Source organism: Leptospira kemamanensis (assembly GCF_004769665.1).
GTDB lineage: Bacteria > Spirochaetota > Leptospiria > Leptospirales > Leptospiraceae > Leptospira_A > Leptospira_A kemamanensis.
The window spans coordinates 90,677-116,992 of sequence record NZ_RQGG01000050.1; the positions used below are offsets into that span (position 1 = coordinate 90,677).

The window sequence follows — 26,316 nt, forward strand, 5'->3', positions numbered from 1 at the left end:
TTATCCTAAATTGTTACTCTTCTGTGATTCTAATGCTTTCGTATTTTCTTCCGCATAAAAGTTCAAATATCCTAATAGAAAATAAAAAACGATTAGTACTTCATCATCTTGGAAATAACACTGAAGTAGACCTGAGGCAAAAAAACCAACAAGCCCATATGTCATAAATCGCACTTGTTTGGGGATGTTGGAGCTGAGTAGAGTATACAAAATTGTGCCAAATAAAATTAAATACAAGACACTTTGAGGGAATCCGAATACAGCCGTTAAATGAAAATAATCGTTATGAGCATGGCCTCTTTGTGTTACTTCGTAAAAGAAGGCTAGTTCTCTGTTTTCTTTTTCTTTGTTTTTTCTGGAGATTTCGATTTCGTTTTGATAGTTACCAGAACCGATTCCAAAAATCGGATTTGTTTTGATTAAAGGAAAAGTGGAATCCCATATAAAAGTCCTTCCCGAGTCAGTGTGTTTTTCCCCACCAAACAAAGGATCCACAACTCTTTTGACAGCATTGGTGGAATTGTAACCGACGAAAAGTAGAAGCAAAAAACCTAGGAGAATGAAACTAGTTCGTTTGATCATCTTTTTAGAAATGTCATGATCGATAAAAACTAAGACATACAATCCAAAAATCACACTGACCAAAGCTCCAAGTAAAGAAGACCTAGCATTATTGAATAAAAACACGATAGAGACAAGGAATAATAAAACAACGTGAATCAGAATGATTCGTTTTGAAGATTTATTGTACCAAGAGTCATAAAGTCGGAATACAAAACCAGGAAAGATAAATGCAAGTAATCCACCAAAGGTGAGGTGAGTATTCATGAGTCCAATGGGAAGGTAGATGTTGAGAGGTCCAATATTTCCATAGTGGTGTTGGTATGGCCATGAAGTAGAGGTTTTGTATAAATCGGAGATGAGCCTCGAGAGCCTTGTCATGGAAAAGATTGAGATAAAACCGGTAAAAACAATCACAAGGGAAAAAATAAAAAAAGTTTTGTACAAAAATGTTTTATCTTCTTTTTTGATTCCTTGGACTGAGATAAATGCTGTGACAAGAAAGATGTCTTTCATTTCGTCGCGAAACGCATGTTTAATGGAAATTGGGTCAAATCCATTACTTGCGAAATGATACAAAAGCGTTACAATTTGCCATCCGTAAAAAATAAAAAGAATTTTGACAAGGTTACTCGAAAGTTTGGGTTTTTCTTCGAGAAATAGAAAAAACACAAAAGACAATAGAAGAAAAAGTTGGCTAAGGGAAACAGAAAGGGCGCAGGAAATGATGGACAAGGCAAGAAACGAGCGGTAGATTCGGTAAATCATAACTTTGGATGAGACTAATCCTTTTCTCTCATTTGTAAAGAGGTAACAGTTGCGAGTTTTATATTTTTCCGATACTTTTTTGCCAAAAACCGACGGGGTCGCTGTTTCCATTAAGAATTTCTCAGAACTTTTGGCTCTCCGAGGCCACCAATTTTGCATTTGTGCTCCCAAATACGGGGATGGGGACTTCGATCGGATGACGGACAATATCCAGGTGATTCGATTTCGTTCTGGATATTTGCCAAGTTATCCGGACATCAAGGTAGTTTTGCCATCGCCGGGGAAAATCAAACGGATCATCGAAGACTTTAAACCCGATCTCATCCATATTCACACACCTGGTCTTCTTGGACTCTATGCGGTCAATGCAGCAGAACGATTTGGAATTCCAACCATTGGAACCTATCATACCCTAATGGCAGAACAGGAGATGTATGTTTCCTTTTATCGCCTTTTTAAATTGGATAAACTTTTTTTTAAAGCTAACAAATTTAAAAAAAAGTTAAACATCGACGAGTTGGATAAAATTGTAAAATTTGATAACTTCAATATTCGAAAAAAAATCATACTAAAAATTTGTAACGATATCTATAACAGGTGTGATGTGGTCATATCGCCAAGCCATCTCATCAAAGAACAATTGATTGAATATGGAATCACTCGTCCAATCACAGTTGTTTCCAATGGAATGGATCTCAAACGATTCCAAGGAAAACCAAAAGAGTATTTGAGTGGAGATGCTCCAAAGTTTTTACATGTGGGACGGATTTCGTATGAAAAAAATTGTGATATCGTCATCAATGCTTTCAAACTCATTCACGAACAATTTCCAAAAGCAACGTTAACTATCATCGGGGAAGGACCTGCCATTCCTTCCTTACAAAGACAAGCCGAACATTTGAGTATTCAGAATTCTGTGGAATTCAAAGGTTTTGTCCCGAATGCTGTTTTACATGATGTGTATCCTCAGTATGATGTTTTTTTGACTGCTTCCACCATGGAAACACAAGGATTAGTAGTTCTTGAGGCCATCGCTTGTGGATTACCAGCTGTTGGAGTGGACGCATTTGCGTTACCAGAACTCATTCGCCATGGAGAAAATGGATTTATCGCCAAGTCCTTTGATGCAAAAGGAATTGCCTTATCCGCTTTAGAAATCATTCGTAATCCTTCCTTATATTCTAAATTTTCCAAACAATCCATTCATATTGCTCAAGGCCATGAGATGGATAAATGTGTGGATGCGATGGAAGAAGTGTATGGCAAAGTGATCGAAGCCATGAAAGGAAAAGTAAAAAAGACAAATATCTTTGATTTGTTTTTTGATTTTATGCAATGACAAACCCTCTGGGTATTGAAGTTCGTACGTTTCTCAGTGCCCTTGCTGTTGGACTTACTTTTTATGCGTACATTCCGTACCTAAAAGGGATTGCAAGTGGCAAAGTGCAACCTCATGTATTTTCTTGGATCATCTGGGGAGTAACAACTTGTATTGTATTTTTTGCTCAACTTGTGGGGAAAGGTGGAATCGGAACGATTCCCATTGCCATCTCTGGTTTTACTACTCTCCTTGTTGCTCTTTACGCTTACCAAAAAAGAGGGGAAATCAAAATTACAAAGGCTGATTGGTTCTTTTTTCTTTTAGCACTTTCTAGTTTGCCGTTTTGGTTTTATTTTTCGAGCCCACTTGCCGCTGTCATTGTACTTTCCTTTGCCGATTCTCTTGGATTCATTCCCACGATTCGAAAAGGATATGTTTTGCCTCATTCGGAACCACTTGGTTTTTATTTGATCTTTTTATTTCGAAACACATTGGTCATTTTGGCATTGGCTGAATGGAACTTAACAACTACACTGTTCCCTGGTTCTGCGGGTCTTGCTTGTCTTGTGTTTGTATTGGTTGTGAAATATAGGCAAAACAAAATTTGATTTTTGAATTGGATATTACACTTAACGAGATTCTTCACTAGGAATTGGATAAAAGACAACGGAACGAACTTGTTTTCCTTCTTCCGTTTCTTCGTAGGTGACTTCAGCCTGTTTGGACCTGGCAGGTAAGTACAATTGGATTGTTTCTACGAGTTCGTAAGCACTGAGCGTATAATCTAATGCTTTGATCGCGAGTTCCAAACTTAAAAAACGTTCTCTCACTACAGTTTTTGTCTCTGTTTTTTTGGAAATGATGAGCCATTTATAAAGCCTAGCTGACCTGTTGGTATCTAATAAATTTCCAAGATCGAGTTTTGTAGTCGGTAAAATGGCAGGAGTTTGGCCAAATCGAATTTCAATTCCTCTTTGTGTTGGTTCACTCAATCGTAACGAAAGTTGTTTATCAAATAATTCGTCATCAATGTATTCAATGCGATCACATGTGGAATACACAGTTTCACAGAGGTTCCCAAAGTTTTTATGGAAAAAGAAAATTTGTAATACTTTGCCATTTGTGGGATGGTATAAAACTTTTGCATTATAATGTGCCATCCGTCCAAATTTAACAAAGGAACGAATTCGTTTGTAAAGATTATAGGATAAACCAAACAAATCTTTTACAATGGGAACATCGGTTATCCCGATAGCTCTTGTTGCGATATAAAATGGTTCAAAACTCACATGGCCATCTCGTTTTGCGATTTCTCTCAGGTACTCCGTCATGTCTTCCATGTTGGGATCTGTGATTTTCATAGGAGAATCCAAAAAATTGACGACGAGTTTTCCACCGTTTTTACCAAGCTCTTTCCAAACTTCTTCCAAATACGTTCCGTCAGTTGTATACTGAATTTGTTTACAGGTCTCTACTTGGCATTTGATTTGTTCTTCATAGTCTTTTTTGTTAGGTGATGTGAGATCTACTGTTTGAAATTCGGAACTAAATTCTTCTGCTTGTAGATGAAAAATGGAAATGCTAAAGAGTAGAATCAAAAAGAAGAATTTGAAAAAACTTAGAATAGAATAGGCTAGGAGTTCTTTTTTTTGGAATATCATGAATAACAGAATTCGTTTCATCACAAAAGTCTCCTAAAAACAAATGGTTCAAAAAAAGTTTTTGAACTTTACCAAAGAGTGTTTACGTTTTGGATGAGTCGGATTCTTCTTACGACATCCAAAGGATCGATCAGTTCCATACAAGCATGGTCGCCACGCCAACATTTTGTATTTCCATAAATCGAACAAGGCCTACAAGGCAAATCCACTTGTAAAACCCCCGAATCTTCTTGGGCAAAGGGACCAAATCCCGAAATTGGGTGTGTGGTTCCGTAAATTCCAATCACAGGTTTTTTTAATAAGGCTGCAATGTGAACGTTGGAGCTGTCCATCCCAATCATCACATCGAGTCGATCCATGATTCCAAGTTCCCCTCGGATTCCTAAATTTCCACCTTGGACAATATGAACTTGCGTTAGGTTGTTTCTTAAAATTTCTAATTCTTTGGTTTCATCTCGACCACCAAACAAAAAAACATGGCAATCGGGAAATTCTGAAACCAAAACTTCAACAAGGCGTTTGCATTTCTCAAAACTCCACTCTTTTAAAGCATGCCCTGCAAATGGTGCAAACCCAAACCACTGTCCGTCTTTTTTGTCGATACCAATGGATTTAAAATAGTCTTTGGCAAACATTTTAGATTCACCATCCACATTTAGCCAAGGGCCTTTTCGGATGGGTGCATCATACCCAGATTTACGGAAAACATTAAGGTAACGTTCCACAGTGTGGGGGAGTTGGTTTAATTTTTTATTGTATCGTCTAGTCTGTGCTAACTTTTCTCTTCGACCTTTGATGATTTTGGAATAAGGAACACCTTTTAGTCGGAAAAAAAAGGCAATGAATCTCGAACGTACAGAACCATGTAGGTCGATCACAGAACCAAATGGGCCTAACTTATCGATGTCTCTGTACATCCTCCATAAACCCAAAAGCCCTTTGTATTTTTTGAGATTGATCCCCAAAACATTTAAATTGGGGATATTATAAAAAAATGGAGCAAAATTTCCTCTAGTAACGACTGTTAACTGAATATTAGAATATTTAGCAGCTATGGCAATGAGAGCTGGTGTCATTAAGGCAACATCTCCCATCGCTGAAAACCGAAGTACTAGAAGGTTTGTCATTTTTGATACTTATACAAAGACGGGTTTAGATTTTGGTCATTATACATCTTCATTTGGCGATATACTTTGACTCGTTTGATTCCTTTGGCATAATCATCAAATAATTCGCCTAAACATTGTTTTAAGTCTTCTCTTTGATCGAGTAATACTGTTAACTTCGATTGGCATTTTTCAATATGTTCTTTGGTGGCAGATGAATCTTTTCTCTTCACCTGTTCTTCCATATGATAAATTTTGAGTTCTAAAATACTCATCCGATCGAGTAACCATGCCGGCGATTCTGAATTGAGTCTGGCATCTGGTTTGGGTGTGACGGAACGAAACATCTCAATCACAAAGTCATCCAACTTTTCTACCATATCAGTACGGTCTTGGTTGAGTTTGTCAATTTTCCGTTTGAGGGCAACTACCTCTTCCAAAGCAATGTCTGGTCTACGGATTTCGTCTTCGATATGCCATTGGATGGTATCGATGTGGTTTTTTTGGTAAAGGGTGAATTCTAATGTACCATCAGGATACGGATTGGGGTGAGGGGCTTCTTTTTTATGCCAATCCAAAACGGATTCTTGGAAAATAGAGACGGCTTTTGTGGCTTCCAATGCTTTCATATCGTAATGCAATTCACGTTTTCAGATTGTTTTTGGGGTTCAATCCAAATATTTATCAGGTTTTTCGCTTTCTTTTGCCAAGGCGCGAGTGTTTTTGAATGAGATGTGTTTAGTTGTGATCGCTCATCGGATCCATCCGGATTATCCATTGGTAGTCGTTTCCAATCGAGATGAATTTTTTGAAAGGCCCACAGAAGCCTTACATGTTTGGGATACGAATTCGAAAATCCTTGCGGGAAAAGATTTAAAAGCAGGGGGAACTTGGCTTGGTGGGAATCGTTTTGGTAAACTTGCCTTTCTTACCAATGTACGTAATTTTCGAAAACCTCCACATCCGAGCCCAAAGTCTCGCGGGGAACTCGTAAAACGGTTTTTAGAATCGGATCAGACTCTTCGTGTTTCTACGTATGCAGACGAGATCAAGTCCCAAAAAGAAAACTACGAAGGATTTAATTTATTTCTTTTTGATGGCAGTGAGGCACTGGCCGTTGGTGGTGATCCCTTTGGCATTCACCTTGTCGAGAAAGGATTCCATGCTGTGAGTAATGCCAGTTGGAATTCCCCTTGGCCAAAAACGATCAAACTCCAATCCCAAGTGGAAGAGTTGGTGCAAGCCTCTATGAACCAAACCATTTCTCAGCAGGAAATAGAATCCGAACTCTTTTGTTCCCTAAGTGATGGAGAACTCGTGAAAGATGAGAACTCACTTCCTGACACAGGCATTGGCCTCGAACGAGAAAGGTATCTCTCCTCTGTCCGAATCAAAACACCGAAGTACGGAACAAGAGCTTCTACTTTAGTTTTTTATGGAAAGGGAACGCTTTCGATGATCGAAAGGACTTTCTCCGATCCGTTATCAGATGATTATACGGAACGGAGATTGGTTTTAGAGTTTAGCGAGACTAAATGATCAGTTTAGTCTTCTAATCGGAAGTGTTTCATTGGGAAGGCATCAGTGATTTCTTTCACAGCTGCTTTTACTTTTGTTTCCCAAGTTGCATCTCCAAAATGATCTAAGAAATCACAAATCAAATTCCCAACGGCTTCGATTTCTTTTTCTTTGAGTCCTCTTGTGGTAAGAGCTGGTGTTCCGAGTCGGATTCCTGATGCTACTGCTGGAGGATTTTTATCAAATGGGATCGCATTTTTATTCACAGTCACACCAATATGATCGAGTCCATCTGCAGCATCACGACCAGTAAGACCTTTCACTGACACATCCAGAAGAACGATATGGTTGTCAGTTCCACCAGAGACCACACGGAAACCTCGTTTTTGGAACACTTCTGCGAGGACTTTCGCATTTTTTACCACTTGTTTGATGTAAGTTTTGAATTCTGGTTGGAGTGCTTCTCCAAATGCCACTGCTTTTGCCGCAATCACATGCATAAGAGGTCCCCCTTGGATTCCAGGGAACACCCGAGAGTTTAGAACTTTTTCGTTTTCAGCAGAAGACAAAATGAGTCCACCACGTGGTCCACGTAATGTTTTGTGAGTAGTCGTTGTGACAAAATCACAGACACCGATGGGACTTGGGTGTTCGCCCGCTACCACCAAACCAGAGATATGTGCAATGTCCGCCATGATTTTGGCACCAATATCATTTGCAATTTCTCTGAATTTGTTAAAATCGATGATACGAGGGTAAGCAGAAGCACCGACAACGATGAGTTTTGGTTTGTGTTCTTTGGCAAGTTTTGCGACTTCATCGTAATTAATGGTTTCTGTTTTTTCATCCACTCCATAAGGGATTGGTTTAAAATATTTTCCACTGATGTTGACTGCACTACCATGTGTTAGGTGGCCGCCGTGTGCCAAATTCATTCCAAGAAAACTGTCTCCTGGTTCAAGAGTAGCAAGAAACACTGCCATATTCGCCTGAGCACCGCTATGTGGTTGTACGTTTGCATATTCAGCACCAAACATTTTTTTGGCTCTTTCAATGGCTAGTTCTTCTACTTTGTCAGCATTTTCGCAGCCATTGTAGTATCGTTTTCCAGGATAACCTTCCGCATATTTATTGGTCAGTGTAGAGTGATACGCTTCGAGGACGGGACGAGAAACAAAGTTTTCACTCGCAATCATTTCGAGGGAATGTTCTTGTCTTTCGTCTTCTTTTTTTAGGGCAGCATAAACTTCAGGGTCTTGTTTTTGTAAATAACTCATGTCGGAATTTCTCTGTGGAGTGTGTATTCTGGATTTTGGTATTTCTTCTTGCGAATAAATTCAGATTCTCGGAGCACTTGTTTCCGAAAAGTAGAAAAGTCCCTTCCAAAGAAGGAAATGTTTGAAAAATCAGTAGGGATTGGCTCTTGTAAATACAGGAAAACCTCCCGAATCAAATCGATGGCCCATTTTTCTTCGGAAAAAAATGAGGGAAGGGAGGTAAGAAACTCCTTATGGCTTCGTTCCTTACGATAGTCTGGTTCTTCCGGTGGGTGGTGTAATACTTCGGCGACACGGTCGATGAGATTTTCTTCTAAGATCAGGGTCCCATGTTGGACAATACAACTGCGTTTTCGAAATTGTGCGTTTCCTGAGATTTTTTTAAAGACACCATCTTTTTCCAAAACAAGATCTGATTTCCCTTTGGGAAAGGACTGGATGTTTTGGTGAGACAGGGATTTTGCGATGATACCCAAGATAAAATCGTAACTGTCTTTTACTGGGAAAAGTTCCTTTCTTTTTTCCAAATTGAAATACAAAGAATAGTTAATATTGCCAGAGAATGAGTGGAAAACGGTTCCACCACCAGACGCACGCCTAGCAATATAACAAAAGTTTGGTTTTGGTTTTTTCTGAAACCCAATGTGTTTTGCTTCGTTTTCATAAGCACTGACTATATGTTCTTTGATATTCCGATATGGGTTTTCAGATAACCCGAGGATGATGGAATCTGGATTTTTCCATAACCGGATTCCTGCTGTGAGATCTGATTTTACCAACTGGACAGCAATGGATTCCTCGATCGCCAAATTATAGTAAGGCGATCTTGGTGGAATCGGGGGAAAGAAAAATACCTTAGAACTCACTCGTTGAAGTATTTTTGAGACGCTTCGTTTAAAAACTTACGTTCTTTTCTGGACAAAGACTCCATTCCATTTTTGGAAATTTTTTCCAAAAGTTCATCCACCTTTGTTTTGGCATTTTCTCGTTTTGCCATTTCTTCTTGGTAACGCATAAACCTTCGTTTTTGTAAGTAACGAGAGAGTGACCACGTGGGAAGGGAAGACTTGGTTCCTTTCCATCCCGTATACAGTTTCATTAGGATCACACCACCAATAGCTCCCCCCAAATGGGCAAAGTGAGCTACCTTCTCACCTTGGGCAAACAAAACCATAAGCATCACAATCATGACAAAGTACTTGGCACGCATAGGAAAGATCAGAAACACAAGGAGTTCCCGGTTTGGCCAAGTCATTCCATAGGCCACAAGGAGACCGTAGATACTGGCACTTGCTCCCACTACGATCCCTTGTGGGATTCCCAAAAATTGAGCGGTGATGGTTCCGATCCCACCGAGAAATGCAGTGAAAAAATAAAATTTGAGAAAAGCACGTTCTCCCCAAACTTCTGCCAGTTCCGAACCAAACATCCAAAGACTTAACATATTAAACAGGATGTGTAAAAAACTTCCATGTAAGAAGGCATAACTCACGAGTTGCCATACCCAACCTCGAAAGACAAGTTCTGGTGAGAGCCCCAAGTAGAGTTCCACTAGCGGAGTTTGGAAGGTGAGTTTAGTCACCATTTGGAGAATGAAAAAAATGACATTGATGAAAATGAGAGTGCGGACAACGGGAACCATGGGTGGTCCAAAACGAAGTTCATATCCTGGGGTACGAGAGGCCATAAATTCAAGGTCGTAAATCTTGAGTGACAAGGAAAGTCGATTTCCTAGCATCGAGGAAGTGATTGTGCAACTCTACGGAGTCCGCGGTTCCATTGCGAGCCCCCTCCGAAACCAAGACTACCGCAAAAAGATAATCGAGATTCTAGACCTCTACAGACAATCTGGGGCCGAAGGATCGGCGGATGAGTTTTGGCAAAATCTTCCGTATCATCTAAAATTTGTCACAGGATCTGACACAACCTGTGTTTCGGTGACGGATGATGATGGGGAAACCTACGTTTTGGACATGGGAACGGGACTCAGAAATTTAGGAGATGAATTGGTTTCCGAATACTTCACAAACCAATTGAAAAAAACAGTCTCCTTTTTCATCACACACACACATTGGGATCATATCCAAGGCCTTCCGTTTTTTAAACCCATTTATTTCCCAGACTTCCATTTGCATTTTTATTCTCCTTATTCCGATTTAGAAAAACGCCTGCAAAGACAACAAGAACCTGAGTTTTTTCCTGTGACTTTGGATGGCACTGGTTCTGCAAAAGAGTTCAAACTTTTTTTCCCTGGTGATGTTTTGGAATTTCCTTCGGGTCTCAAAGTGGAGTGTTATCCTTTGAAACACCCTGGCGGTTCGTTTGCGTATAAGTTTACCAATCGAGCAGGGAAAATATTTATTTTTGCAACCGATGCTGAGTTTACGGGAGCGGACATGGATCTCATCCATGAGTGTATGCCTTTTTTTGCAGATGCAGACCTTCTGATTTTAGATACCCAATACACACTTGATGAATCCTTTTCCAAATTTGATTGGGGGCATACGGCATACACGATGTCTGTGAATTGTGCCTCTTCTTGGCGTGTGAAAAACTTAGTTCTCACTCACCATGAACCAAGTTACTCCGATGAAAAAATTTATGATATTTATGAAAGTGCCAAATTGCACAAACGGCAATTAGGTGAAAAGAAGTTGAAAATTCATTTAGCAAGAGAAGGACTCAGATTCCACTTATAATGACTATGAACAAAGAAAAAACATTACGTATCACCATCACAACATTCTTTAGTATTGCCTTACTTGGTGGACTTTTTTTTGGATATATCCTTTCCGAAGTAAACAAAGGAAAAGAATTACAAAAACTTGCTTCTTATCAACCAACCACTCCCACTAAATTGTATGATACCAATGGAGTGCTGATTGCGGAACTTTACAGGCACAAACAAGAATTATTAAAATATAGTGATATCCCACCCCATGTCATCCATGCCTTTTTATCAGTGGAAGATGATAATTTTTTTAATCACTTTGGAATTGATTTTTTAGCGATTGTTCGTGCTGCGATCAAAAATATTTTTGCGGGTCGCATTGTGCAAGGGGGTTCAACCCTCACCCAACAGTTAGCAAAAACCATCTTACAACAAAGGAAAAAAACCTTTGGGCGAAAATTCCTCGAAGCACTTCTTACCTTACAAATCGAACAAGAATACACCAAAGAAGAAATTTTAGAAATCTATTTTAACTTAATTTATTTGGGTCATGGAACGACAGGTCTTTCTTCTGCGGCAAACGTGTACTTCCAAAAAGATGTAAGGGACTTAAGTATCGCTGAAGCGGCAATGCTCGCACGCCTTCCCAAAGCACCTGTCACATATTCACCGTTTAAAAATCCCAAGGAAGCCAAACAAGCGCATATGGTGGTGCTTGGCCTTATGGCAAAAAATGGATTCATTCCCAAAGACCAGGTGCAAAAAATCCACGATGATTTTTGGGATCGGTATTGGCCAGTTGTCATCACACAATCTCCTTCTCGTTCCACTTGGGGTGCCAAACTCAACCGTGCTCCCTATTTTACTGAGTGGGTTCGCCAAATCCTAGAAAAGGAACTCGGAGAAGAGGCTCTCTATACGGGTGGACTTCGAGTGTATACCACATTGGATGTGAGAAAACAGGAAATTGCCGAAGAAGAACTTAGAAAAGGCCTCATTGAACAAGATAAATATGCATTTGGTGCAAACTTCCGTTATGCGGGACGAGCAGACAGAGGCCTTGTTTCCTTATACAATTTGTTTGGATCGATTTTTCCTGTAGGTGTGCCCTACGTCACAAGCCTCGATGACAGGCAAGTGTTCCGGTTGCATTTAGAAAAAGAAATGGCACCTGCATTGGAACTTTTGACTGACTTTGTTCCTTCCGAAAATGAAAGTGCGGCGGTCAAAGAATTCCAAAGGTCTTCCCTTGTATTCTCTTCCAACTTACACGTGGAAGGTGCCGTCATTACGATTGACCACCAAACGGGTTATATCCAAACCATGGTGGGTGGATCGAGGTTCTCTCCGAAAAACCAGTTTAACCGTGCCATGCAAGCAAGACGCCAAACCGGTTCTGCTTTCAAACCATTTGTATATGCAGCAGCCATCCAAAATCGTGCTGTAGGTTCTGGAACAGGGATTATGGATGCACCTCTCACCACCATCACAGAGGAAGGGGAGGGATACTCTCCACAAGATATCTCTGGTGATTTTAGAGGGATGGTTCCTTTGTCTCGTGCCTTGTCTTTATCTCTCAATATTGTTTCGGTGCAAGTTCTCATGCGAACTGGAACAGATTCCGTAATTGATTTTGCCTCTAAAGTCACAAAAACCAATAAAGCAAGATTTCCAACAGGACCAGCCCTTGCTCTTGGTGTGGCAGAACTCACTCCTTATGAAATGGCTCTTGGGTATTCGATCCTTGCCAATAAAGGAAAAGATGTCATTCCATTTAGTGTCCGTTATGTGTTAAACCAAAGTGGGACTGTTGTTTACAACAAAGAAAAAGAAGTCCAAGAAACTTTGGCAGAAGAAGCAAAAAATGGAACGATCCAAATCATTCCAGAAGCTACCGCTTATATCATCAAGCAAATGCTAATTGGTGTTGCTATGGGTGGAACTCCTACCCAAGCCTTACGTGCCTCCGATAAAGGAAATTATCGTGGCGAATCGGGTGGTAAAACCGGTTCTACTTCTTCTTATACCAATGTTTGGTATGCTGGATTTGATCCGAAATTCACATCCATTGTATGGATGGGCTTTGATAAATCTTCCCTTTCTTTGGGTAAAGGTGTCACTGCCGCAGGGGTGGCCGCTCCGATTTGGGGAAAAATGTATTCCCGATTTTACAATGAAGGTCCCTATCCCAGTTTTTATCCGAATGGCAAAGCAGAAGAGATTCCTGCTGATGTTGTCAAAGGAGCCACTTGTGCTTTCAATGGTCTTTCCCCTGGGCCAGGTTGCCCACTCACGGGAAATTTATTCCTAAAACCCATCACCATCGCGGGAAGAACTTTGGCTGTTCCTGGTGGTCGTCAGTGTGATGGGGACAGAGACCACTACCGTTCCATGGATTTAAACGACTTCTTACAAAGAGAATTGGAAATCTCCGACGACGAATTAAAATAGCGAAACTAAAAGACAAAAGCCTCCTTTCCAAAGGCCCAGTTCCGATCCCTCGGAGTTTTGGGCCTTTCTTGTTTCCGAACACTTTGTTTTTTAGGCAATTTATTGCAATTTACTCAATCTGTGTACATTTTGTGCATATTTACCTTGTAAGGACTCTCTTCCATCCTACAAAACCCTGTTTCCTGGCTGTTTAGACAATATCTAGGCTTGGCACGATAGTTGCATCTATTCTCATGAACAGTCGTTCGGAGGGAATATGAAAAAACTACTCGTAACCATGATCATCGTAGCGCTCAACTACTCTGCTTTTGCAGGAGAGTCTTCCTCCCTCGTGAACGAAGAAGTGGCCTCACTCATTGGCCAATACGACAACGAAACACTTGTCGTGATCTCAAACGAACTTGTGAAAATGGCAAACGAGGAAGAAGGAATTGGTGAATTTGACCTAGCTTCCACTCATTATGATCGTGCTCTGAAAATCAGAGAAGCCATTGGAATGCAATCTCACAAAAGTTTTGCATCCATTCAATATTTAGCAAGCCAAGCGTATTCAAAGGCGGGCAATTTTTGTGAAGCGTCTGTGTATGCAAAGAAAGCAAGTGAAGCCTTCCATAAACACGGAATTTCAAAATATGAAGAAAAAGCAAATATGGAAGCAAAGGAATTTGCGAAGGCTTGTGCGGTGGTTGCTTCCCGTTAATTAAAAACTGTTATGATTCTTTCTAGAGATGGTTACCCTTTTTTTGATTCTTCTTCGAATCAATCCAACTTCACGTGATGATACACGTGGGGTTGGAATTCTTTTTTCCCATACTTCCACTTAGCAATTTCAAATAATTTCGTTTTCGTATAAGCCTTATCGGATTCCCAAGCAATCCCAAAATTGGCTTCTTCGTATCCTGATTCGTATTGGAGGGGATATAAAGAATTCCCATCATAATGATATAGTAAGTGATGTTGGAAATCCTTTGTTGTATCCATGGTAAAGGATGTACAAGGAATCTTTTGTAACAAACGTTTGGTGTTCATTCCTGGTTTGAGATCCACTCGGCATTCTTTGGTATTCAATTGTTTGGTAGAAAATAATACCCATTCGTTTGATTTTTCAAACTGGCCTTTGCCAATGATTTGGCGGAATTGGATATGGTCTTTGTAAACTCTCCATTCCCGCCAAGTTTTTTTGAATTCCTGTTCGGAAAGGATATGGATGGTTTCTTTCCAATCGAGTTGGAATTCTTTCGAACCCATTGCTGATTTTTTTTCTGTAGGTCGTTCATAAGTTCCGAAGGGTAGGTTCCTATCTCTCGGGAAACTGTCTGGTAAGGTTCGAATCCATCCGAGTTTGGGTGTACATTGAAAAACAAAAACTGCGGAGAGGACCAAAAGAAGAAAGAAATTCTTCTTTTGGTGTTTCGATCGAAACGGTTGGTTCTTTTCTATAGAATTAGAACTGGAAGTAAATAAAATCTTGTCCACCATCTCCAAAGATTCCGAGTAAAAGCAAAATCACGACGGATAAAATGGGGAGTAATATATTTTGATATGGTTTCAGTTTTTCATACATAAAAGGAGAATACTGAAACCAATTAAACATTAGCCCTAACGCAATGAAGGTTGGGAGTTCATCCACACGGCTGAGTGTATCTCCCGTATTGCGAAGGGTCAATACCCCTTTGAAGATTTCATAGGCTACGTTTAGAGATTCCGAACCCCTTGCGGCCGCACGGAAAAAAACACCTGAAAACGTAAAAATGATAAAGATCACAATGGTTCGAATGAATCCTGCCATAGGAAAGGTATCTGGAATGAATTTCTTTTTCCCACGGTGTAAGTAGAGAGACCTTTCAATCCATATGAGAGCTCCGAGATACGCTCCCCATAAAACAAAGGCCCAGTTGGCACCATGCCAAAGACCTCCGAGGCACATCGTGATAAAGGAGTTTAAATTGGAACGGAAAATAGAACCCTTACTACCACCTAATGGAATGTAGATGTAGTCTCGTAACCAAGAAGACAAAGTAATATGCCAACGGCTCCAAAGTTCCCGGAACGATTGGGACAAAAATGGACCTTGGAAGTTTTCTGGAATTTCATACCCAAGTAAGTTGGCCGATCCTCTCGCCATATCCGTATACCCAGAAAAGTCACAATAGACTTGAATGGCGAAGGCAAGCACACTAAAAAAGATCGAAAAACTATCATACTTCGCTGGATCCATATAGAGAGGAGAGATGATGGGAGCAATGTTTTCGGCGATGATGACCTTTTTGAATAAACCACCTATGATGAGAAAAATCCCTTTTTTCATTCGGTCTTCATCAATGGTCGGATGGTCTAGTTGTGGTAAAAAATCCTGAGACCTCATGATGGGCCCTGCAATGAGTTGAGGGAAAAACAAAATGAATAAAAAATAATCCACAGTGGACATTCTTTTTTCAATGATCCCTCGATGGATGTCCACTTGTACGGCAATGATTTGGAAGGTATAAAAACTTATCGCAAGCGGAAGGAAAATACTCCAAGACCCAGCGATTTCTTTGAAACTTGGATACCCTGTTAGGCTGAACAATGAGTCTGTGATAAAGTAAAAATACTTAAAAAATGCTAAATTGATTACGTTTAGAATGATAATCGTATACAATACAGAATCAAGTTTTTCACCTTTCTCTTTTTTACGAAACATCCATTCGCTAAATGCATAGTTGATGAGGATGACGAGAAGGAAGTGAAATAAAAAAGGGAAACTAAAATATGCGTAAAAAATCAAAGAAGAAATCACAAGCAGGGGTTTTCGTCCCTTTTGTGGAATGTTCCAATAAATTAAATACGTTAGCGCAAATAAAATTAAATAAGGAATGGAATTGAATAACATGAATTAGGTAACCTTAAAATTAGATATCCCAGAGGTATAAAAACTTCGCGTTTGTTTCTGTTCCGAGAAGTTTGTCAGCAATACCAAATGAAATAGGATTTCCTTTCGCATCCGTTGCTTGGTAAATATTTTCCACAGGAACCTTTCCTCTTTGGTAAGTGACAATCCTTGGAGATCCTTGTGAATTGCCTTCGTAACGTGGATGTTTCATGAGTTCGATCACAAAGTTGTCAAAGTAACCGATAAAATCGATCATTCCTTCTTTCTGTGCTTGTTCTGCAGTGAAGATCCTTCCATCACAAATTTCTTTGAGTCTGGCTTCGGAAACTTTTGGACGTCCTTTTTTCACCACTTCGAAAAATCGGGAATACAAACTATCTATGATGGATTGTAAAATTTTTCTTTGTTCAGCAGTCATTTCCGTTGTAGGGGAACCTAAAGCTTTGTTCGGGCCAGAAGTAAAGGATTGGTCTTTGATTCCAATTTTATCCAAACCTTCTTTCACGTTGATCCCCGACATGATGACTCCTACAGATCCTGTAACAGTTGTTGGGTGGGCTCCAATGGAGTCAGTTGCCATCGCGATGTAGTAGGCACCACTGGCAGCTGTGTCCATAAATCCTGCAAAAACAGGGATCCCTTTTCGTTCTTTGAACTTTTTGATTTCTTGGTAGATGATGTCACTAGCCGTCACAGTTCCACCAGGAGAATTGATTTTTAAAATAACACCTTTTACATCCGAATCCCTTTCGGCTCGTTTTAAAGATTCTTTTATACGAACGACCATGGAATCAGAGGATGGTCCAAAAAAGGCGGATTTGGATTCATCGGAAATCATCCCGTCGATCGAGATAATTACGATTTTTTCTTGATCCTTTCCCGCGATGAGTTTCTCTTCGAATTCAGACTTAGTTGTTGGCGGGAACAAGTTCATACTGTTACCGATCACACAAGATTCTGTAAAAAGAACCGAAAGAAGAACGACTAAACTAAAAAGACCAAACTTTCTTAAAGGCATACAAACCTTTCTAAGATCGTAAACTCTGACTTCAATCATTTTTGGGAGATAAATCTTGCACCAATTGAAAACTAAATACTCTAGTTTTGGGTCAGAACCGACTGGAGGTGGACAATGGCTTCATTTACACCTGCATTCTCCCGTAGATGGATCCACTGTTTCCGTTGTGGCAGGCCATAAACCGCCAGATCCTTTTTTTGCTTCTGGGTCTTTTTTGATGTTTCCCTGGGTCAACCGACTAGAACCCAATCCCTGGGCAAGGGATCCATTTTATCCCAGTGTACACTGGCTCACGGATGGGAATGGGATTTCTCTTCATGGTCTCTTTCACAATTTGCCGAGGGTGATCCTAGAGGAAACGCAGTCCGACGAAAAGTCAGTGGTCAAATTTGGAATGGAAATTCCCGATTCTTGGAAGGGAACCTTTCTTTCTAAGATCCAAGTAAGGGAAGTTTACGAACTCACTCCCTCTGAGCTCAAAATCATTTATGAATTGGAAAATACATCCACCGAGGACTTTCCTTTTGCCCTTGGCATCCATCCCTATTTTCGTTGGAATGAGGAGGAAAATATCGATGATTTATTCCTCATAGGTTCTGGTTTCCATCAAATCAAATTAGGGGATTATCTTTTGCCGGAACGAGTGTTAGACGGTGAGTTAGTGATTCACTCTGAGATCCCTCTAAGTGGAAAAAATTTGGATGATCTCTATATGGCCGTCGGAAACGAAGTGCCCTATATAGGACTTTTTTCGATGAACAAAAAGGAAAAATTAATCATCAGTGGCGGAAACTTTTACCAAGTGTTCACTCCACAAGATCGTAAGTCCATTGCCATCGAACCGATGACAAGCACTGGAAACTTTTTACATTTCCCTCGTGCAAATCCTAGTATAGTGCCAAAACAATCCGAAAAAAAAATCGAATTTTCCATTCGTTTGGATCAATTCTAAAAAAAAATATTCTCTTTATCGAACAAACTGTCTAAGAAAAAAAAAGAGGATAATTCCCCAATGTCAGATGCCCTAGTGAATACTTGTAAACAGATCAGTAAAAATCTTTTGGAAATCAAATACTTCGCTGAAAAGAAAAACACTAGCCGAACTTCTGTTTATCGAGCCTTACAAGATAAAAAAATCAATGAAGTTATGATTGGTAAAAATTCGAGATTCATCATTTTAGATGATGCGGCAAAGAAGTGGAAACCTGGTAGACAGGTCTAAACTCGAGTTCTTCTGCTTTTAAACTGGTAAGAATCCAATCTGATTTCGGTACATCTTTGATGGCATTCCAAATGTCCTTTGGAATGGTTTCTCTGATGGGCTGAGGGACAGTTGGTTTCAAACCGAAATAAGGTAATAAGTATTCATCCGTTTCTATCTCCAAAAAGTATCCTAAAAAACTATAGTATACGTTTCCAAAACTTTTATCTTTATGGGTATCTCTTGTTTGGATATAACACTCTGCTAATTTCGGGTAGGGTGGTTGAAACGTTTTGGAATGGAGGCGGTAATGGATTGTTTTCAGAAGACCCATTCGAAGAACCAAATGAGAATCTCCCTCATGCATTTGGATATGACGCATGGGTAATGGGATCAGCATTCCTTCCAATTGCAAACTTGCTTGGATCGTGGTTACATCCTTAAGTCGTAATTCTGTAGGTTCTTGGAAGTAAGATTGTATTTTTTCAAAGTGAGATGTTTTTTCTTTGGGACTCTGGTTTGTGATCCCCTTGCCACGCAGTTTATCTCGTAGACTATTTGTTAGACGGTCTTTTTTCTCTTTGGCAAACGAGTGGGGAAAACAAAAGAAACGAATGGAATCAAAAAAACTCAGTTCTCTTTGCAAACTAAGGCTGAACCCACTATGACCTAGTGGTTCTGGTTTCGTTTTCCAATCCAAAACCCAAAATGGTCGCAAAAAGGAAAAATGGGAGGTTTCCCATTCCAATACCATTTCTTGTAATTGGGTTTCAAACATAGGGAGATGTTCGAAAGAAATCGTAAGTTCATATGTTTTTGGGAATTTCCACATTTTTTATACCATTCGGTCGATCTATGATAACAAGATGAATGATTTAGCCTTTGAGAATCAAAGTTTTTTATGGGGAAATGAAGCAGGCCCTATTCGGATTCTTTCCGAATACCTCCACCCAAAGTCTGAGTTCAAAGAGCATGGAATCACGGATACAATTGTTGTTTTTGGTTCGGCACGAATCCCTTCCGAGGAAACAAACCAAACGGGACAAACCTCTCCCTTACAGGAACTCAGCCATTATTATGAAGAAGCCCGCGAATTTTCAAGACTCATCTCCGAATGGTCGGAAGTCTTAAAAAAAGAAATTCCCGATCGCAATTTGCATATTTGTACAGGTGGAGGACCTGGGATTATGGAAGCGGGAAACCGGGGGGCAAGGGAGGCAGGTTCTAAGTCTGTGGCTCTTAATATCGTCCTTCCTCATGAACAACACCCAAATCCTTATGTAAATCCAGAACTTACCTTTGAATTCCATTACTTCTTTATGCGAAAACTATGGTTTATGAAAACCTGTCGAGGGATGATTGCCTTTCCCGGAGGGTTTGGAACCTTCGATGAACTCTTTGAAACTCTCACCCTTGTCCAAACAGGGAAAAAATCTCCGATTCCCATTTTACTTTATGGGAAAAAATTTTGGTCAGAGGTCATCAATTTCAAAAAACTAGCAGAAATGCGTCTGATTTCCGAATCAGATCTGCATCTATTTGGGTATGCCGACGACCCAGTAGAAGCGCTTCGATTCTTTCAGGAAAAGATTCGTTTCGAATTGACCCATTCTGAGGGTACAAAAACATAGCGAAACAAGGTAATAATTATGGCTAGAACATGTGTAGTAACCGGAAAAGGAACAACGGCAGGGAACAACGTATCCCATTCTCATAAAAAGAATCGCCGTATCTGGAAGGTGAATGTGATCACAAAAAAAATCTTCTTGGAAGACGAGAACCGTTGGGTTCGCGTTAAGATTTCTACACGTGCTTTAAGAACCCTTCGTAAAAAAGGTTTGAAAGTGGCAATCAAAGACCACGGCGGTGATATCTCCGCAATCACTCCTAAAAAATACGTAGGAATCACTCCCAAAGCACAACAAGCAACGACAGCTTAAATCCACGATTTAAGTTTGTTTGTGGATTGAAACGATCCAAAAAAACTCCAAATATCACCGAAGTTTACCGTCTTCTTGAGGCGGAATTCGGTGTTGTTGAAACTCCCCTCACATATACAAAACCATACGAATTGGCAATTGCCGTCATCCTCAGTGCACAGTGTACGGATGAACGAGTGAACCAGGTCACACCTGAACTCTTTCGTACCTTCCCAACCCTTGAATCTTTCGCGAAAGCTCCCCTCACTGCTATTGAGAAAAAAATCTTCTCCACTGGGTTTTATAAAAACAAAGCCAAAAGCATCCAAGGATTTGCAAAAATGGTATTAGAAACATTTGGTGGGGAACTTCCAAAGACAATGGAAGAGGCAATCCAACTCCCAGGATTTGGAAGGAAAACCGCCAATGTGGTGCTTGCTGAAATTTATGGAGTGGTGGAAGGGTTTGTGGTGGATACTCACGTCAAACGATTGACCAAACGACTTGGATTTACCAAAAAAACAGATCCCGTTCAAATTGAACGGGAGATGATGAAAATCACTCCTAAGGAAATTTGCCGTAACCTATCTCTTTACCTAATATTTCTCGGTCGTAAGTATTGCCAGGCGCGCCGTACGTTTTGTTCGGACTGTCCTCTTTCTTCTCTATGTCCTTCTTATTCGGAGTCGGTTTCATAAGACCTTCTTCCGTTTCCGATTCTTTTCTTTGTTTCCAAGAACGATTGCGGTCAACTAAATTGATGGATTCCACTTTGTAATCCAATCGAATCAGGTTTCGTTTGCGAAAAAACAAATTGAGAGTTCCAAGCCTACCATAGTCTTTGGGGCATTCCACTTGGTGGACATTGGAAAGGTAACGAAACCGTGCCTGTGGTTTCCCTTCGACGAGTAAAAAGATCGGGAGTTCGGGATGGTTTTGCCAAGGGATGAGTGGGATTTTGATTTCTTCTTCGGGACTCACATAGACAATCCAACCATCAAAGTCCTCTGTGTTTTTGGCGCTTAAGAGTCCATCTATGGAACCTAAACCGAGTTTGACGGGACCGTGGTCCATTTCGATGGTTTTTGTCAGGTTAAATCCATCAAAAGGAAATTCTAAGGGTTTGTCTTTGGGTGAAAAAGGGTACAACATGTACCCTTTTCCTCGTTTGAGGTCTAAATCCATTTTTTCCCGTTCCACAAAACCTAGGAGGGCACTGAGTCCCCCACGTCCTTCTTCATCCATTTTGGTGAAAAGCTCTTTCCCACAGTGGAAAAACATACGTAAAGGGCGGTCTTCTAAACTTTCGTGGGCGAAACTGGGAGAAAGTGAAAGAAAGAATCCAATTGTCATAATAGACCAGAAGTTTCTTCCAAGAAAGGAAAGACGGATATTTATCATTTGTGACCTTGGTACTAAGAACGGAAGATTTCGAAACAGAATGAACCAAAAAACCTGATCTCTGTCTAACCTAAGGGCAGAAAGGATGCCATGAACTTCTTCAAAAATCTATTTCTCTACGCTAAAATGGTTAAATTTTCCCACACACTTTTTGCTTTGCCTTTCGCTGGGATTAGCTTTGTCCTAGCCTACCTCGAGTCGAATCTCGACACGGGTGATTTGCTTCGCATTGGAGCCCTGATCCTTGTTTGTATGGTGAGTGCCCGGAGTGCTGCCATGGGTTTCAATCGTTACGTGGATTCTGAGATCGATGAAAAGAATCCCCGCACTCAAAATAGGGAAATTCCCGCTGGGAAAATTTCTAAACTCTCGGCCCTTCTTTTCATTGGTTTATCTGCCTTTATTTTTATCTTTGCGAGTTTCTTCGTCAACAAACTGGCTTTCCTTCTTTCCTTCCCGGCACTTTTTATTTTGTTTCTTTATTCTCTCACCAAGCGGTTTACCTTGTTTTGCCATTTGGTGTTGGGATTTGCCATCTCTCTTGCCCCACTTGGGGCTTGGATTGCCATTACAGAAACCATAAGTCTTGTTCCGATTTTATTTTCCTTAGGTTTATTGTTTCATATCTCCGCCTTTGATGTGTTATATGCCATTCAAGATATGGACTTTGACAAAAAAGAAAATCTTCATAGCATTCCCGCAAAACTGGGTGAGGGTAAGTCTCGACTCATCGCTGTGATTTTGCATGCTCTCTCTTTTGTATTTTTCATCATGGCGGGAGTGAATGCCGAACTAGGGTTTATGTATTTTTTCATCCTTTCTGTGATTGGAATTTTAGTGTTATATGAACACAAAATTTCCTATCAATTCAAGGGTAAAGAATTGCCTCTTATTTTTTACCAAATCAATTCTTGGATCAGTGTGGTTTTGTTTTTGGCCATCCTCTTTGATAAATGGAATGAGTTTTTATTAAAGATTTCTTCTGGTATTAGTTTCCGATGAAACTGGTGGTTGGTCTTGCTGGTGCCAGCGGCAGTATTTATGCAGCTCGATTTTTAAAAGCATTATCAGAAGTTGAAGGGGAAACCTATATCACAGCAAGTCCCGCTTCCTTACGTATTTTTTCAGAAGAATATGAAACCAATGTGAAAACCACAGAAGACATTTTGTCTTTTGTGGAAGAGAAGTGGATGGTAAAACCCAAACACAAATTTCACGTGCGTAATTTTTTTGATATAGGATCGGACATCGCCAGTGGTTCCAATGTTTGGGATGCAATGGTGGTCGTGCCTTGTAGTATGAAAACTGTGGCTTCGATGTCTGCGGGTCTAACGGAAAACTTAATTGAACGCACGGCCGATGTCACTCTCAAAGAAAGAAGACGACTCATTGTAGTGCCAAGAGAAACTCCTTACAACCGCATCCACCTCCGCAATCTTCTCAATTTGGATGAAGCAGGGGCCATCATCCTACCCGCATCCCCAGGGTTTTACCAAATGCCAAAAACTTTGGATGACCTAGGTGATTTTATCGCAGGAAGGATTTTTAATTTACTTGGACTTTCTCAAACTCTTTTCCCTAAATGGGAGGGGTAAAGTTTCTAAAATACGCAGTAGGTTTTCCATTCTCACCTAAGCAAACGTAGGTGATATCACTTTCGATCACAGCAGACATTTTTCCCGTTTGTGGGTGGTTTGTGATCGCAAGGGTTCTTGAGGTGATGGAAGATTTTCCATATTTCACAATCTTTCCATAAATTTGGATGATGTCACCAGCACGGGCAGGAGAACGAAATACCACATTGTCCATACTCATCGTGACAATGTTTGTGTAACGGATTTTGTTCATTACATACATTGCCATTCCCTCATCAATCCAAGAGAGCATTTTCCCTCCAAAGAGATTATTGTGGTAGTTTAAATCGTCTGGTTGGACCAAGTGTTGGGTGACAAGTTCCATATCCCGGAGTTTGTTCTGAATTGTCTCGACCATAAATACCAAAAAATATGTTTTCGATTTATTCGATACCAAAAACCCTAGAGAAAAGATTTCCGCCCTATGTACGCATACTCCCACAAAAACATTTTAGACACCTTACAATTTTCCAAAGAAGACCTGAATTTCCTCATCGAAAAAACAAATCGTATGAGTGTCCTACATGAAACGGGGGAAGCATTTGGAATCCTCCACGGGAAACTCCTGGCATCCTTATTTTTTGAGGCCAGCACCCGCACTCGAATGAGTTTTGAGGCGGCCATGGAGCGTTTGGGAGGAAGGCTCATCTCCACCGTCGGGTTTCAATTTTCTTCCATCTCCAAAGGGGAAACCTTATACGACACGATGAAGATGATTGAGGCCTATGTGGACATCGCAGTCATCCGTCACCCCGTCGAAGGTTCTTCTCGGATTGCGGCAGGAGCTGTAAACATTCCTGTGATTAACGCAGGAGACGGTGCAGGCCAACACCCAACACAAGCTTTACTTGATTTGTACACCATCGTATCGGAAAAAAAGAAAATAGATGGGTTAAACATTGCCTTTATCGGGGATCTGAAGTATGGACGAACCATTCACTCCCTCATCAATTTATTACGTCATTATCCAGTGCATTTGTATCTCATCAGTCCCGAAGAATTAAAACTTCCTGAAAAATACAAAAAGAACTTAGAAGGATTCCCTATGACCTGGGAAGAAACAACCGACATCAAAGCCATTTGGGATGCTGATGTTGCCTATGTGACAAGGATCCAAGAAGAAAGATTCCCTGACCATAGAGAGTATGAAAAACTAAAAGATATTTATAAAGTGAATAAGGAACTTGTTCTTGCTTCTAAAAAAGACACAACCATCCTCCATCCTCTCCCTCGTGTGAATGAACTTTCCACTGATGTAGATGATTTACCAAATGCAGCATACTTCCGTCAGGCGAAGTATGGTGTGGTTGTCAGGATGGTTTTACTCTGCCTAAGTCTTGGAGTCAATTTTGACTAAAAAAATTTGGACTTTGGAAGAAGCCAGGGAAGTGTTACCTTTGGTGCGTGATATCACAAAAGAATATTACCTTAAGGCAAGTGTCCTAGCAGATGATGTCAGATACAAAATGTTACCAGAAAATATTTTGGAATCCAAAGAAGAAGAAATTGCAGACATCATCAAACATTGGACCAATGAAATCTTAAATTTGAAAATTGATGTTAAGGGTTTGTGGCTCGTAGACTTTGATCATGGGAATGGTTTTTACTGTTGGACATGGGGCGAAGAAGATGTGCTATACGAACATGGTTATCATGAAGGATTTAGATCGAGAAAACTCATAGAGGAAAATAAAGAAGAAAATGATTCAGATAAATGAAAACTATTTAAAATTAAAAGCGGGATATCTATTCCCTGAAATTGGAAGAAGAGTAAAAGTATATTCCGAAGCCAACCAAAATGCAAAAATCATCCGACTGGGAATTGGTGACGTAACATTACCACTCGCACCAACAATAGTGAATGCCATGGTAGATGCGGCCAAAGAAATGGGAAGTGCCGGTGGTTTCCATGGATACGGACCTGAACAAGGTTATTCCTTTCTCATCCAAAAAATCATCGCTCATGATTATAAAGCACGTGGTGTCCAAATCGCAGAAGACGAAGTGTTTGTTTCTGATGGATCCAAATGTGATTGTGGAAACATCCAAGAAATCTTTTCCCTCGATAGTAAAATTGCCGTCGTAGATCCGGTGTATCCTGTCTACGTGGATACCAATGTGATGGCTGGTCGAACGGGAGAAGTAGGGCCTGATGGACGTTATGCGAACATCATTTATATGCCTGCGACTGAAGAAAATAATTTTGAACCTGATTTTCCAAAAGAAAAACCAGACATCATTTATCTTTGTTATCCAAATAATCCTACAGGGATGGTGGCAACAAAAGCCCGCCTGACCGAATGGGTGAATTATGCCAAAAAAATGGGAAGTATCATCCTTTACGATTCCGCGTATGAATCTTTTATCCAAGACCCAGAAATTCCAAAATCGATTTATGAAATCCCAGGTGCCAAAGAAGTGGCAATGGAATTTCGATCCTTCTCGAAAACTGCCGGATTTACAGGAACACGCTGTGCCTACCTTGTGATTCCAAAAGACTTAAAAGGAAAAACAAAATCGGGAGAAGAAGTGAGTTTTAATTCCCTTTGGAATCGCCGTCACACTACCAAATTCAATGGTGTTTCGTATGTGACGCAAAAAGGGGCGGAAGCTGTATTTTCTACCCAAGGCCAAATCGAGATCAAAGAACAAATTTCCTATTATATGGAAAATGCAAAACTCATCCGCGAAGGTCTTGGCAAAGCGGGATACAAAGTGTTTGGCGGAACCAATGCTCCTTACATTTGGCTGAAAACCCCACGTGGCCTCAAATCCTGGGAATTTTTTGACGAACTTCTTGGCAAAGCCCAAGTGGTCGGAACGCCTGGTTCCGGATTTGGACCGGCTGGAGAGGGATATTTCCGACTTTCTGCTTTTGGAAAACGAGAAGATGTCATTTCTGCCATCGAACGCATCCAAAAAATGTAAAATTTAGTC

General features: G+C 40.4%; 28 protein-coding genes. 16 read left to right on the plus strand and 12 right to left on the minus strand.

Annotation, left to right across the window (positions count from 1 at the left end):
- Positions 1-1,329, minus strand: coding sequence for an O-antigen ligase family protein (locus EHQ59_RS16650; RefSeq protein WP_135620982.1), 1,329 nt, complete (start codon positions 1,327-1,329; stop codon positions 1-3).
- 49 nt (positions 1,330-1,378) lie between these two features.
- Here EHQ59_RS16650 and EHQ59_RS16655 point away from each other — a divergent pair, with 49 nt between their 5' ends.
- A complete protein-coding gene (locus tag EHQ59_RS16655; RefSeq protein WP_135620984.1) occupies positions 1,379-2,668 on the plus strand; it encodes a glycosyltransferase in 1,290 nt (429 codons plus the stop codon).
- A complete protein-coding gene (locus EHQ59_RS16660; RefSeq protein WP_135620986.1) occupies positions 2,665-3,258 on the plus strand; it encodes a hypothetical protein in 594 nt (197 codons plus the stop codon). Before EHQ59_RS16655 ends, EHQ59_RS16660 begins: the two co-directional genes overlap by 4 nt.
- A 21-nt stretch (positions 3,259-3,279) precedes the next feature.
- Here EHQ59_RS16660 and EHQ59_RS16665 read toward each other — a convergent pair whose 3' ends face one another.
- The 3 genes from EHQ59_RS16665 to EHQ59_RS16675 are packed head-to-tail and all read right to left on the minus strand — an operon-like array spanning position 3,280 to position 6,046.
- Entirely contained in the window at positions 3,280-4,332 is a 1,053-nt protein-coding gene (locus EHQ59_RS16665) for a hypothetical protein (protein WP_425270165.1), read from the minus strand.
- A gap of 47 nt (positions 4,333-4,379) precedes the next feature.
- Complete coding sequence (locus EHQ59_RS16670) at positions 4,380-5,438, minus strand: glycosyltransferase family 9 protein (RefSeq protein ID WP_135620988.1); 1,059 nt, start codon at positions 5,436-5,438, stop codon at positions 4,380-4,382.
- The gene (locus EHQ59_RS16675) at positions 5,435-6,046 is read right to left on the minus strand and encodes a DUF4254 domain-containing protein (RefSeq protein ID WP_135620989.1); all 612 of its coding nucleotides are present in this window, start codon (positions 6,044-6,046) and stop codon (positions 5,435-5,437) included. Before EHQ59_RS16675 ends, EHQ59_RS16670 begins: the two co-directional genes overlap by 4 nt.
- Before the next feature lie 103 nt (positions 6,047-6,149).
- Here EHQ59_RS16675 and EHQ59_RS16680 point away from each other — a divergent pair, with 103 nt between their 5' ends.
- Positions 6,150-6,956: an NRDE family protein gene (locus EHQ59_RS16680; RefSeq protein WP_135621106.1), complete on the plus strand. Its 807-nt coding sequence runs from the start codon at positions 6,150-6,152 to the stop codon at positions 6,954-6,956.
- A 5-nt stretch (positions 6,957-6,961) separates the two neighbouring features.
- Here EHQ59_RS16680 and glyA read toward each other — a convergent pair whose 3' ends face one another.
- From glyA to EHQ59_RS16695, 3 genes are read right to left on the minus strand one after another with little or no spacing between them, the layout of a single operon-like run.
- Positions 6,962-8,212 (minus strand): serine hydroxymethyltransferase, encoded by a 1,251-nt coding sequence (gene glyA / locus EHQ59_RS16685; RefSeq protein ID WP_135620991.1) that lies wholly within the window; start codon positions 8,210-8,212, stop codon positions 6,962-6,964.
- Entirely contained in the window at positions 8,209-9,021 is an 813-nt protein-coding gene (locus EHQ59_RS16690) for a lipoyl protein ligase domain-containing protein (RefSeq protein ID WP_244245596.1), read from the minus strand. The genes glyA and EHQ59_RS16690 overlap by 4 nt, the downstream gene beginning before the upstream one ends.
- A 53-nt stretch (positions 9,022-9,074) precedes the next feature.
- Positions 9,075-9,899, minus strand: coding sequence for a rhomboid family intramembrane serine protease (locus EHQ59_RS16695; protein ID WP_135621107.1), 825 nt, complete (start codon positions 9,897-9,899; stop codon positions 9,075-9,077).
- A gap of 58 nt (positions 9,900-9,957) precedes the next feature.
- Here EHQ59_RS16695 and EHQ59_RS16700 point away from each other — a divergent pair, with 58 nt between their 5' ends.
- From EHQ59_RS16700 to EHQ59_RS16710, 3 genes are all read left to right on the plus strand, one after another.
- Positions 9,958-10,911 (plus strand): MBL fold metallo-hydrolase, encoded by a 954-nt coding sequence (locus tag EHQ59_RS16700; protein WP_208652453.1) that lies wholly within the window; start codon positions 9,958-9,960, stop codon positions 10,909-10,911.
- Between the two features lie 5 nt (positions 10,912-10,916).
- Positions 10,917-13,334: a penicillin-binding protein 1A gene (locus tag EHQ59_RS16705; RefSeq protein WP_135620994.1), complete on the plus strand. Its 2,418-nt coding sequence runs from the start codon at positions 10,917-10,919 to the stop codon at positions 13,332-13,334.
- A 256-nt stretch (positions 13,335-13,590) separates the two neighbouring features.
- The gene (locus tag EHQ59_RS16710; RefSeq protein WP_135620996.1) at positions 13,591-14,034 is read left to right on the plus strand and encodes a tetratricopeptide repeat protein; all 444 of its coding nucleotides are present in this window, start codon (positions 13,591-13,593) and stop codon (positions 14,032-14,034) included.
- A gap of 59 nt (positions 14,035-14,093) precedes the next feature.
- Here EHQ59_RS16710 and EHQ59_RS16715 read toward each other — a convergent pair whose 3' ends face one another.
- The 3 genes from EHQ59_RS16715 to sppA are packed head-to-tail and all read right to left on the minus strand — an operon-like array spanning position 14,094 to position 17,224.
- The gene (locus EHQ59_RS16715; RefSeq protein ID WP_208652446.1) at positions 14,094-14,813 is read right to left on the minus strand and encodes a hypothetical protein; all 720 of its coding nucleotides are present in this window, start codon (positions 14,811-14,813) and stop codon (positions 14,094-14,096) included.
- A complete protein-coding gene (locus EHQ59_RS16720) occupies positions 14,779-16,206 on the minus strand; it encodes an MBOAT family O-acyltransferase (protein ID WP_135620997.1) in 1,428 nt (475 codons plus the stop codon). The genes EHQ59_RS16715 and EHQ59_RS16720 overlap by 35 nt, the downstream gene beginning before the upstream one ends.
- A gap of 19 nt (positions 16,207-16,225) precedes the next feature.
- Positions 16,226-17,224, minus strand: a complete 999-nt coding sequence (gene sppA / locus EHQ59_RS16725; RefSeq protein WP_135620999.1) for a signal peptide peptidase SppA — start codon at positions 17,222-17,224, stop codon at positions 16,226-16,228.
- A 55-nt stretch (positions 17,225-17,279) separates the two neighbouring features.
- On the opposite strand from sppA, the gene EHQ59_RS16730 reads away from it, so the two are divergent.
- Positions 17,280-18,176 (plus strand): aldose 1-epimerase, encoded by an 897-nt coding sequence (locus EHQ59_RS16730; protein ID WP_135621000.1) that lies wholly within the window; start codon positions 17,280-17,282, stop codon positions 18,174-18,176.
- A gap of 60 nt (positions 18,177-18,236) precedes the next feature.
- Positions 18,237-18,446, plus strand: a complete 210-nt coding sequence (locus tag EHQ59_RS16735; RefSeq protein WP_135621002.1) for a hypothetical protein — start codon at positions 18,237-18,239, stop codon at positions 18,444-18,446.
- Here EHQ59_RS16735 and EHQ59_RS16740 read toward each other — a convergent pair.
- The gene (locus EHQ59_RS16740; RefSeq protein ID WP_244245597.1) at positions 18,397-19,203 is read right to left on the minus strand and encodes a hypothetical protein; all 807 of its coding nucleotides are present in this window, start codon (positions 19,201-19,203) and stop codon (positions 18,397-18,399) included. The two genes, EHQ59_RS16735 and EHQ59_RS16740, sit on opposite strands and share 50 nt — an antisense overlap.
- 88 nt (positions 19,204-19,291) lie before the next feature.
- On the opposite strand from EHQ59_RS16740, the gene EHQ59_RS16745 reads away from it, so the two are divergent.
- The 5 genes from EHQ59_RS16745 to EHQ59_RS16765 all read left to right on the plus strand — a co-directional run bounded on the left by EHQ59_RS16745 (position 19,292) and on the right by EHQ59_RS16765 (position 23,340).
- On the plus strand, positions 19,292-20,056 hold the full coding sequence (locus tag EHQ59_RS16745; protein WP_135621006.1) for an LOG family protein: 765 nt from the start codon (positions 19,292-19,294) through the stop codon (positions 20,054-20,056).
- An 18-nt stretch (positions 20,057-20,074) separates the two neighbouring features.
- The gene (gene rpmB, locus EHQ59_RS16750; protein WP_135621008.1) at positions 20,075-20,365 is read left to right on the plus strand and encodes a 50S ribosomal protein L28; all 291 of its coding nucleotides are present in this window, start codon (positions 20,075-20,077) and stop codon (positions 20,363-20,365) included.
- A gap of 26 nt (positions 20,366-20,391) precedes the next feature.
- Positions 20,392-21,042, plus strand: a complete 651-nt coding sequence (locus EHQ59_RS16755; protein ID WP_135621010.1) for an endonuclease III domain-containing protein — start codon at positions 20,392-20,394, stop codon at positions 21,040-21,042.
- A 793-nt stretch (positions 21,043-21,835) separates the two neighbouring features.
- Complete coding sequence (locus tag EHQ59_RS16760; RefSeq protein ID WP_135621012.1) at positions 21,836-22,747, plus strand: UbiA-like polyprenyltransferase; 912 nt, start codon at positions 21,836-21,838, stop codon at positions 22,745-22,747.
- Positions 22,744-23,340: a UbiX family flavin prenyltransferase gene (locus EHQ59_RS16765; protein WP_135621014.1), complete on the plus strand. Its 597-nt coding sequence runs from the start codon at positions 22,744-22,746 to the stop codon at positions 23,338-23,340. The genes EHQ59_RS16760 and EHQ59_RS16765 overlap by 4 nt, the downstream gene beginning before the upstream one ends.
- On the opposite strand, the gene EHQ59_RS16770 is transcribed toward EHQ59_RS16765, so the two are convergent.
- Positions 23,324-23,737: an acyl-CoA thioesterase gene (locus EHQ59_RS16770; RefSeq protein WP_135621015.1), complete on the minus strand. Its 414-nt coding sequence runs from the start codon at positions 23,735-23,737 to the stop codon at positions 23,324-23,326. The two genes, EHQ59_RS16765 and EHQ59_RS16770, sit on opposite strands and share 17 nt — an antisense overlap.
- 66 nt (positions 23,738-23,803) lie before the next feature.
- Here EHQ59_RS16770 and pyrB point away from each other — a divergent pair, with 66 nt between their 5' ends.
- Genes pyrB through EHQ59_RS16785 form a run of 3 tightly spaced genes read left to right on the plus strand, consistent with a single transcriptional unit; the run spans position 23,804 to position 26,307 of the window.
- Entirely contained in the window at positions 23,804-24,736 is a 933-nt protein-coding gene (pyrB, locus tag EHQ59_RS16775) for an aspartate carbamoyltransferase (protein WP_135621017.1), read from the plus strand.
- Positions 24,729-25,097 carry a DUF2203 domain-containing protein gene (locus EHQ59_RS16780; RefSeq protein ID WP_135621019.1) on the plus strand — a complete coding sequence of 123 codons (369 nt, stop codon included), beginning with the start codon at positions 24,729-24,731 and terminating at the stop codon, positions 25,095-25,097. Before pyrB ends, EHQ59_RS16780 begins: the two co-directional genes overlap by 8 nt.
- The gene (locus EHQ59_RS16785) at positions 25,081-26,307 is read left to right on the plus strand and encodes an LL-diaminopimelate aminotransferase (RefSeq protein ID WP_135621020.1); all 1,227 of its coding nucleotides are present in this window, start codon (positions 25,081-25,083) and stop codon (positions 26,305-26,307) included. Before EHQ59_RS16780 ends, EHQ59_RS16785 begins: the two co-directional genes overlap by 17 nt.
- Positions 26,308-26,316 lie beyond the last annotated feature (9 nt).

Bases quoted from the DNA above. Each gene is read 5' to 3' on its own strand.
- EHQ59_RS16650 (WP_135620982.1), bottom strand. From the start codon at position 1,329: ATGATTTACCGAATCTACCGCTCGTTTCTTGCCTTGTCCATCATTTCC.
- EHQ59_RS16660 (WP_135620986.1), top strand. From the start codon at position 2,665: ATGACAAACCCTCTGGGTATTGAAGTTCGTACGTTTCTCAGTGCCCTT.
- EHQ59_RS16665 (WP_425270165.1), bottom strand. From the start codon at position 4,332: ATGAAACGAATTCTGTTATTCATGATATTCCAAAAAAAAGAACTCCTA.
- EHQ59_RS16670 (WP_135620988.1), bottom strand. From the start codon at position 5,438: ATGACAAACCTTCTAGTACTTCGGTTTTCAGCGATGGGAGATGTTGCC.
- EHQ59_RS16675 (WP_135620989.1), bottom strand. From the start codon at position 6,046: ATGAAAGCATTGGAAGCCACAAAAGCCGTCTCTATTTTCCAAGAATCC.
- EHQ59_RS16680 (WP_135621106.1), top strand. From the start codon at position 6,150: ATGTGTTTAGTTGTGATCGCTCATCGGATCCATCCGGATTATCCATTG.
- glyA (WP_135620991.1), bottom strand. From the start codon at position 8,212: ATGAGTTATTTACAAAAACAAGACCCTGAAGTTTATGCTGCCCTAAAA.
- EHQ59_RS16695 (WP_135621107.1), bottom strand. From the start codon at position 9,899: ATGGCCTCTCGTACCCCAGGATATGAACTTCGTTTTGGACCACCCATG.
- EHQ59_RS16705 (WP_135620994.1), top strand. From the start codon at position 10,917: ATGAACAAAGAAAAAACATTACGTATCACCATCACAACATTCTTTAGT.
- EHQ59_RS16710 (WP_135620996.1), top strand. From the start codon at position 13,591: ATGAAAAAACTACTCGTAACCATGATCATCGTAGCGCTCAACTACTCT.
- EHQ59_RS16715 (WP_208652446.1), bottom strand. From the start codon at position 14,813: ATGGTGGACAAGATTTTATTTACTTCCAGTTCTAATTCTATAGAAAAG.
- EHQ59_RS16720 (WP_135620997.1), bottom strand. From the start codon at position 16,206: ATGTTATTCAATTCCATTCCTTATTTAATTTTATTTGCGCTAACGTAT.
- sppA (WP_135620999.1), bottom strand. From the start codon at position 17,224: ATGCCTTTAAGAAAGTTTGGTCTTTTTAGTTTAGTCGTTCTTCTTTCG.
- EHQ59_RS16735 (WP_135621002.1), top strand. From the start codon at position 18,237: ATGTCAGATGCCCTAGTGAATACTTGTAAACAGATCAGTAAAAATCTT.
- EHQ59_RS16740 (WP_244245597.1), bottom strand. From the start codon at position 19,203: ATGTTTGAAACCCAATTACAAGAAATGGTATTGGAATGGGAAACCTCC.
- EHQ59_RS16745 (WP_135621006.1), top strand. From the start codon at position 19,292: ATGAATGATTTAGCCTTTGAGAATCAAAGTTTTTTATGGGGAAATGAA.
- rpmB (WP_135621008.1), top strand. From the start codon at position 20,075: ATGGCTAGAACATGTGTAGTAACCGGAAAAGGAACAACGGCAGGGAAC.
- EHQ59_RS16760 (WP_135621012.1), top strand. From the start codon at position 21,836: ATGAACTTCTTCAAAAATCTATTTCTCTACGCTAAAATGGTTAAATTT.
- EHQ59_RS16765 (WP_135621014.1), top strand. From the start codon at position 22,744: ATGAAACTGGTGGTTGGTCTTGCTGGTGCCAGCGGCAGTATTTATGCA.
- EHQ59_RS16770 (WP_135621015.1), bottom strand. From the start codon at position 23,737: ATGGTCGAGACAATTCAGAACAAACTCCGGGATATGGAACTTGTCACC.
- pyrB (WP_135621017.1), top strand. From the start codon at position 23,804: ATGTACGCATACTCCCACAAAAACATTTTAGACACCTTACAATTTTCC.
- EHQ59_RS16785 (WP_135621020.1), top strand. From the start codon at position 25,081: ATGATTCAGATAAATGAAAACTATTTAAAATTAAAAGCGGGATATCTA.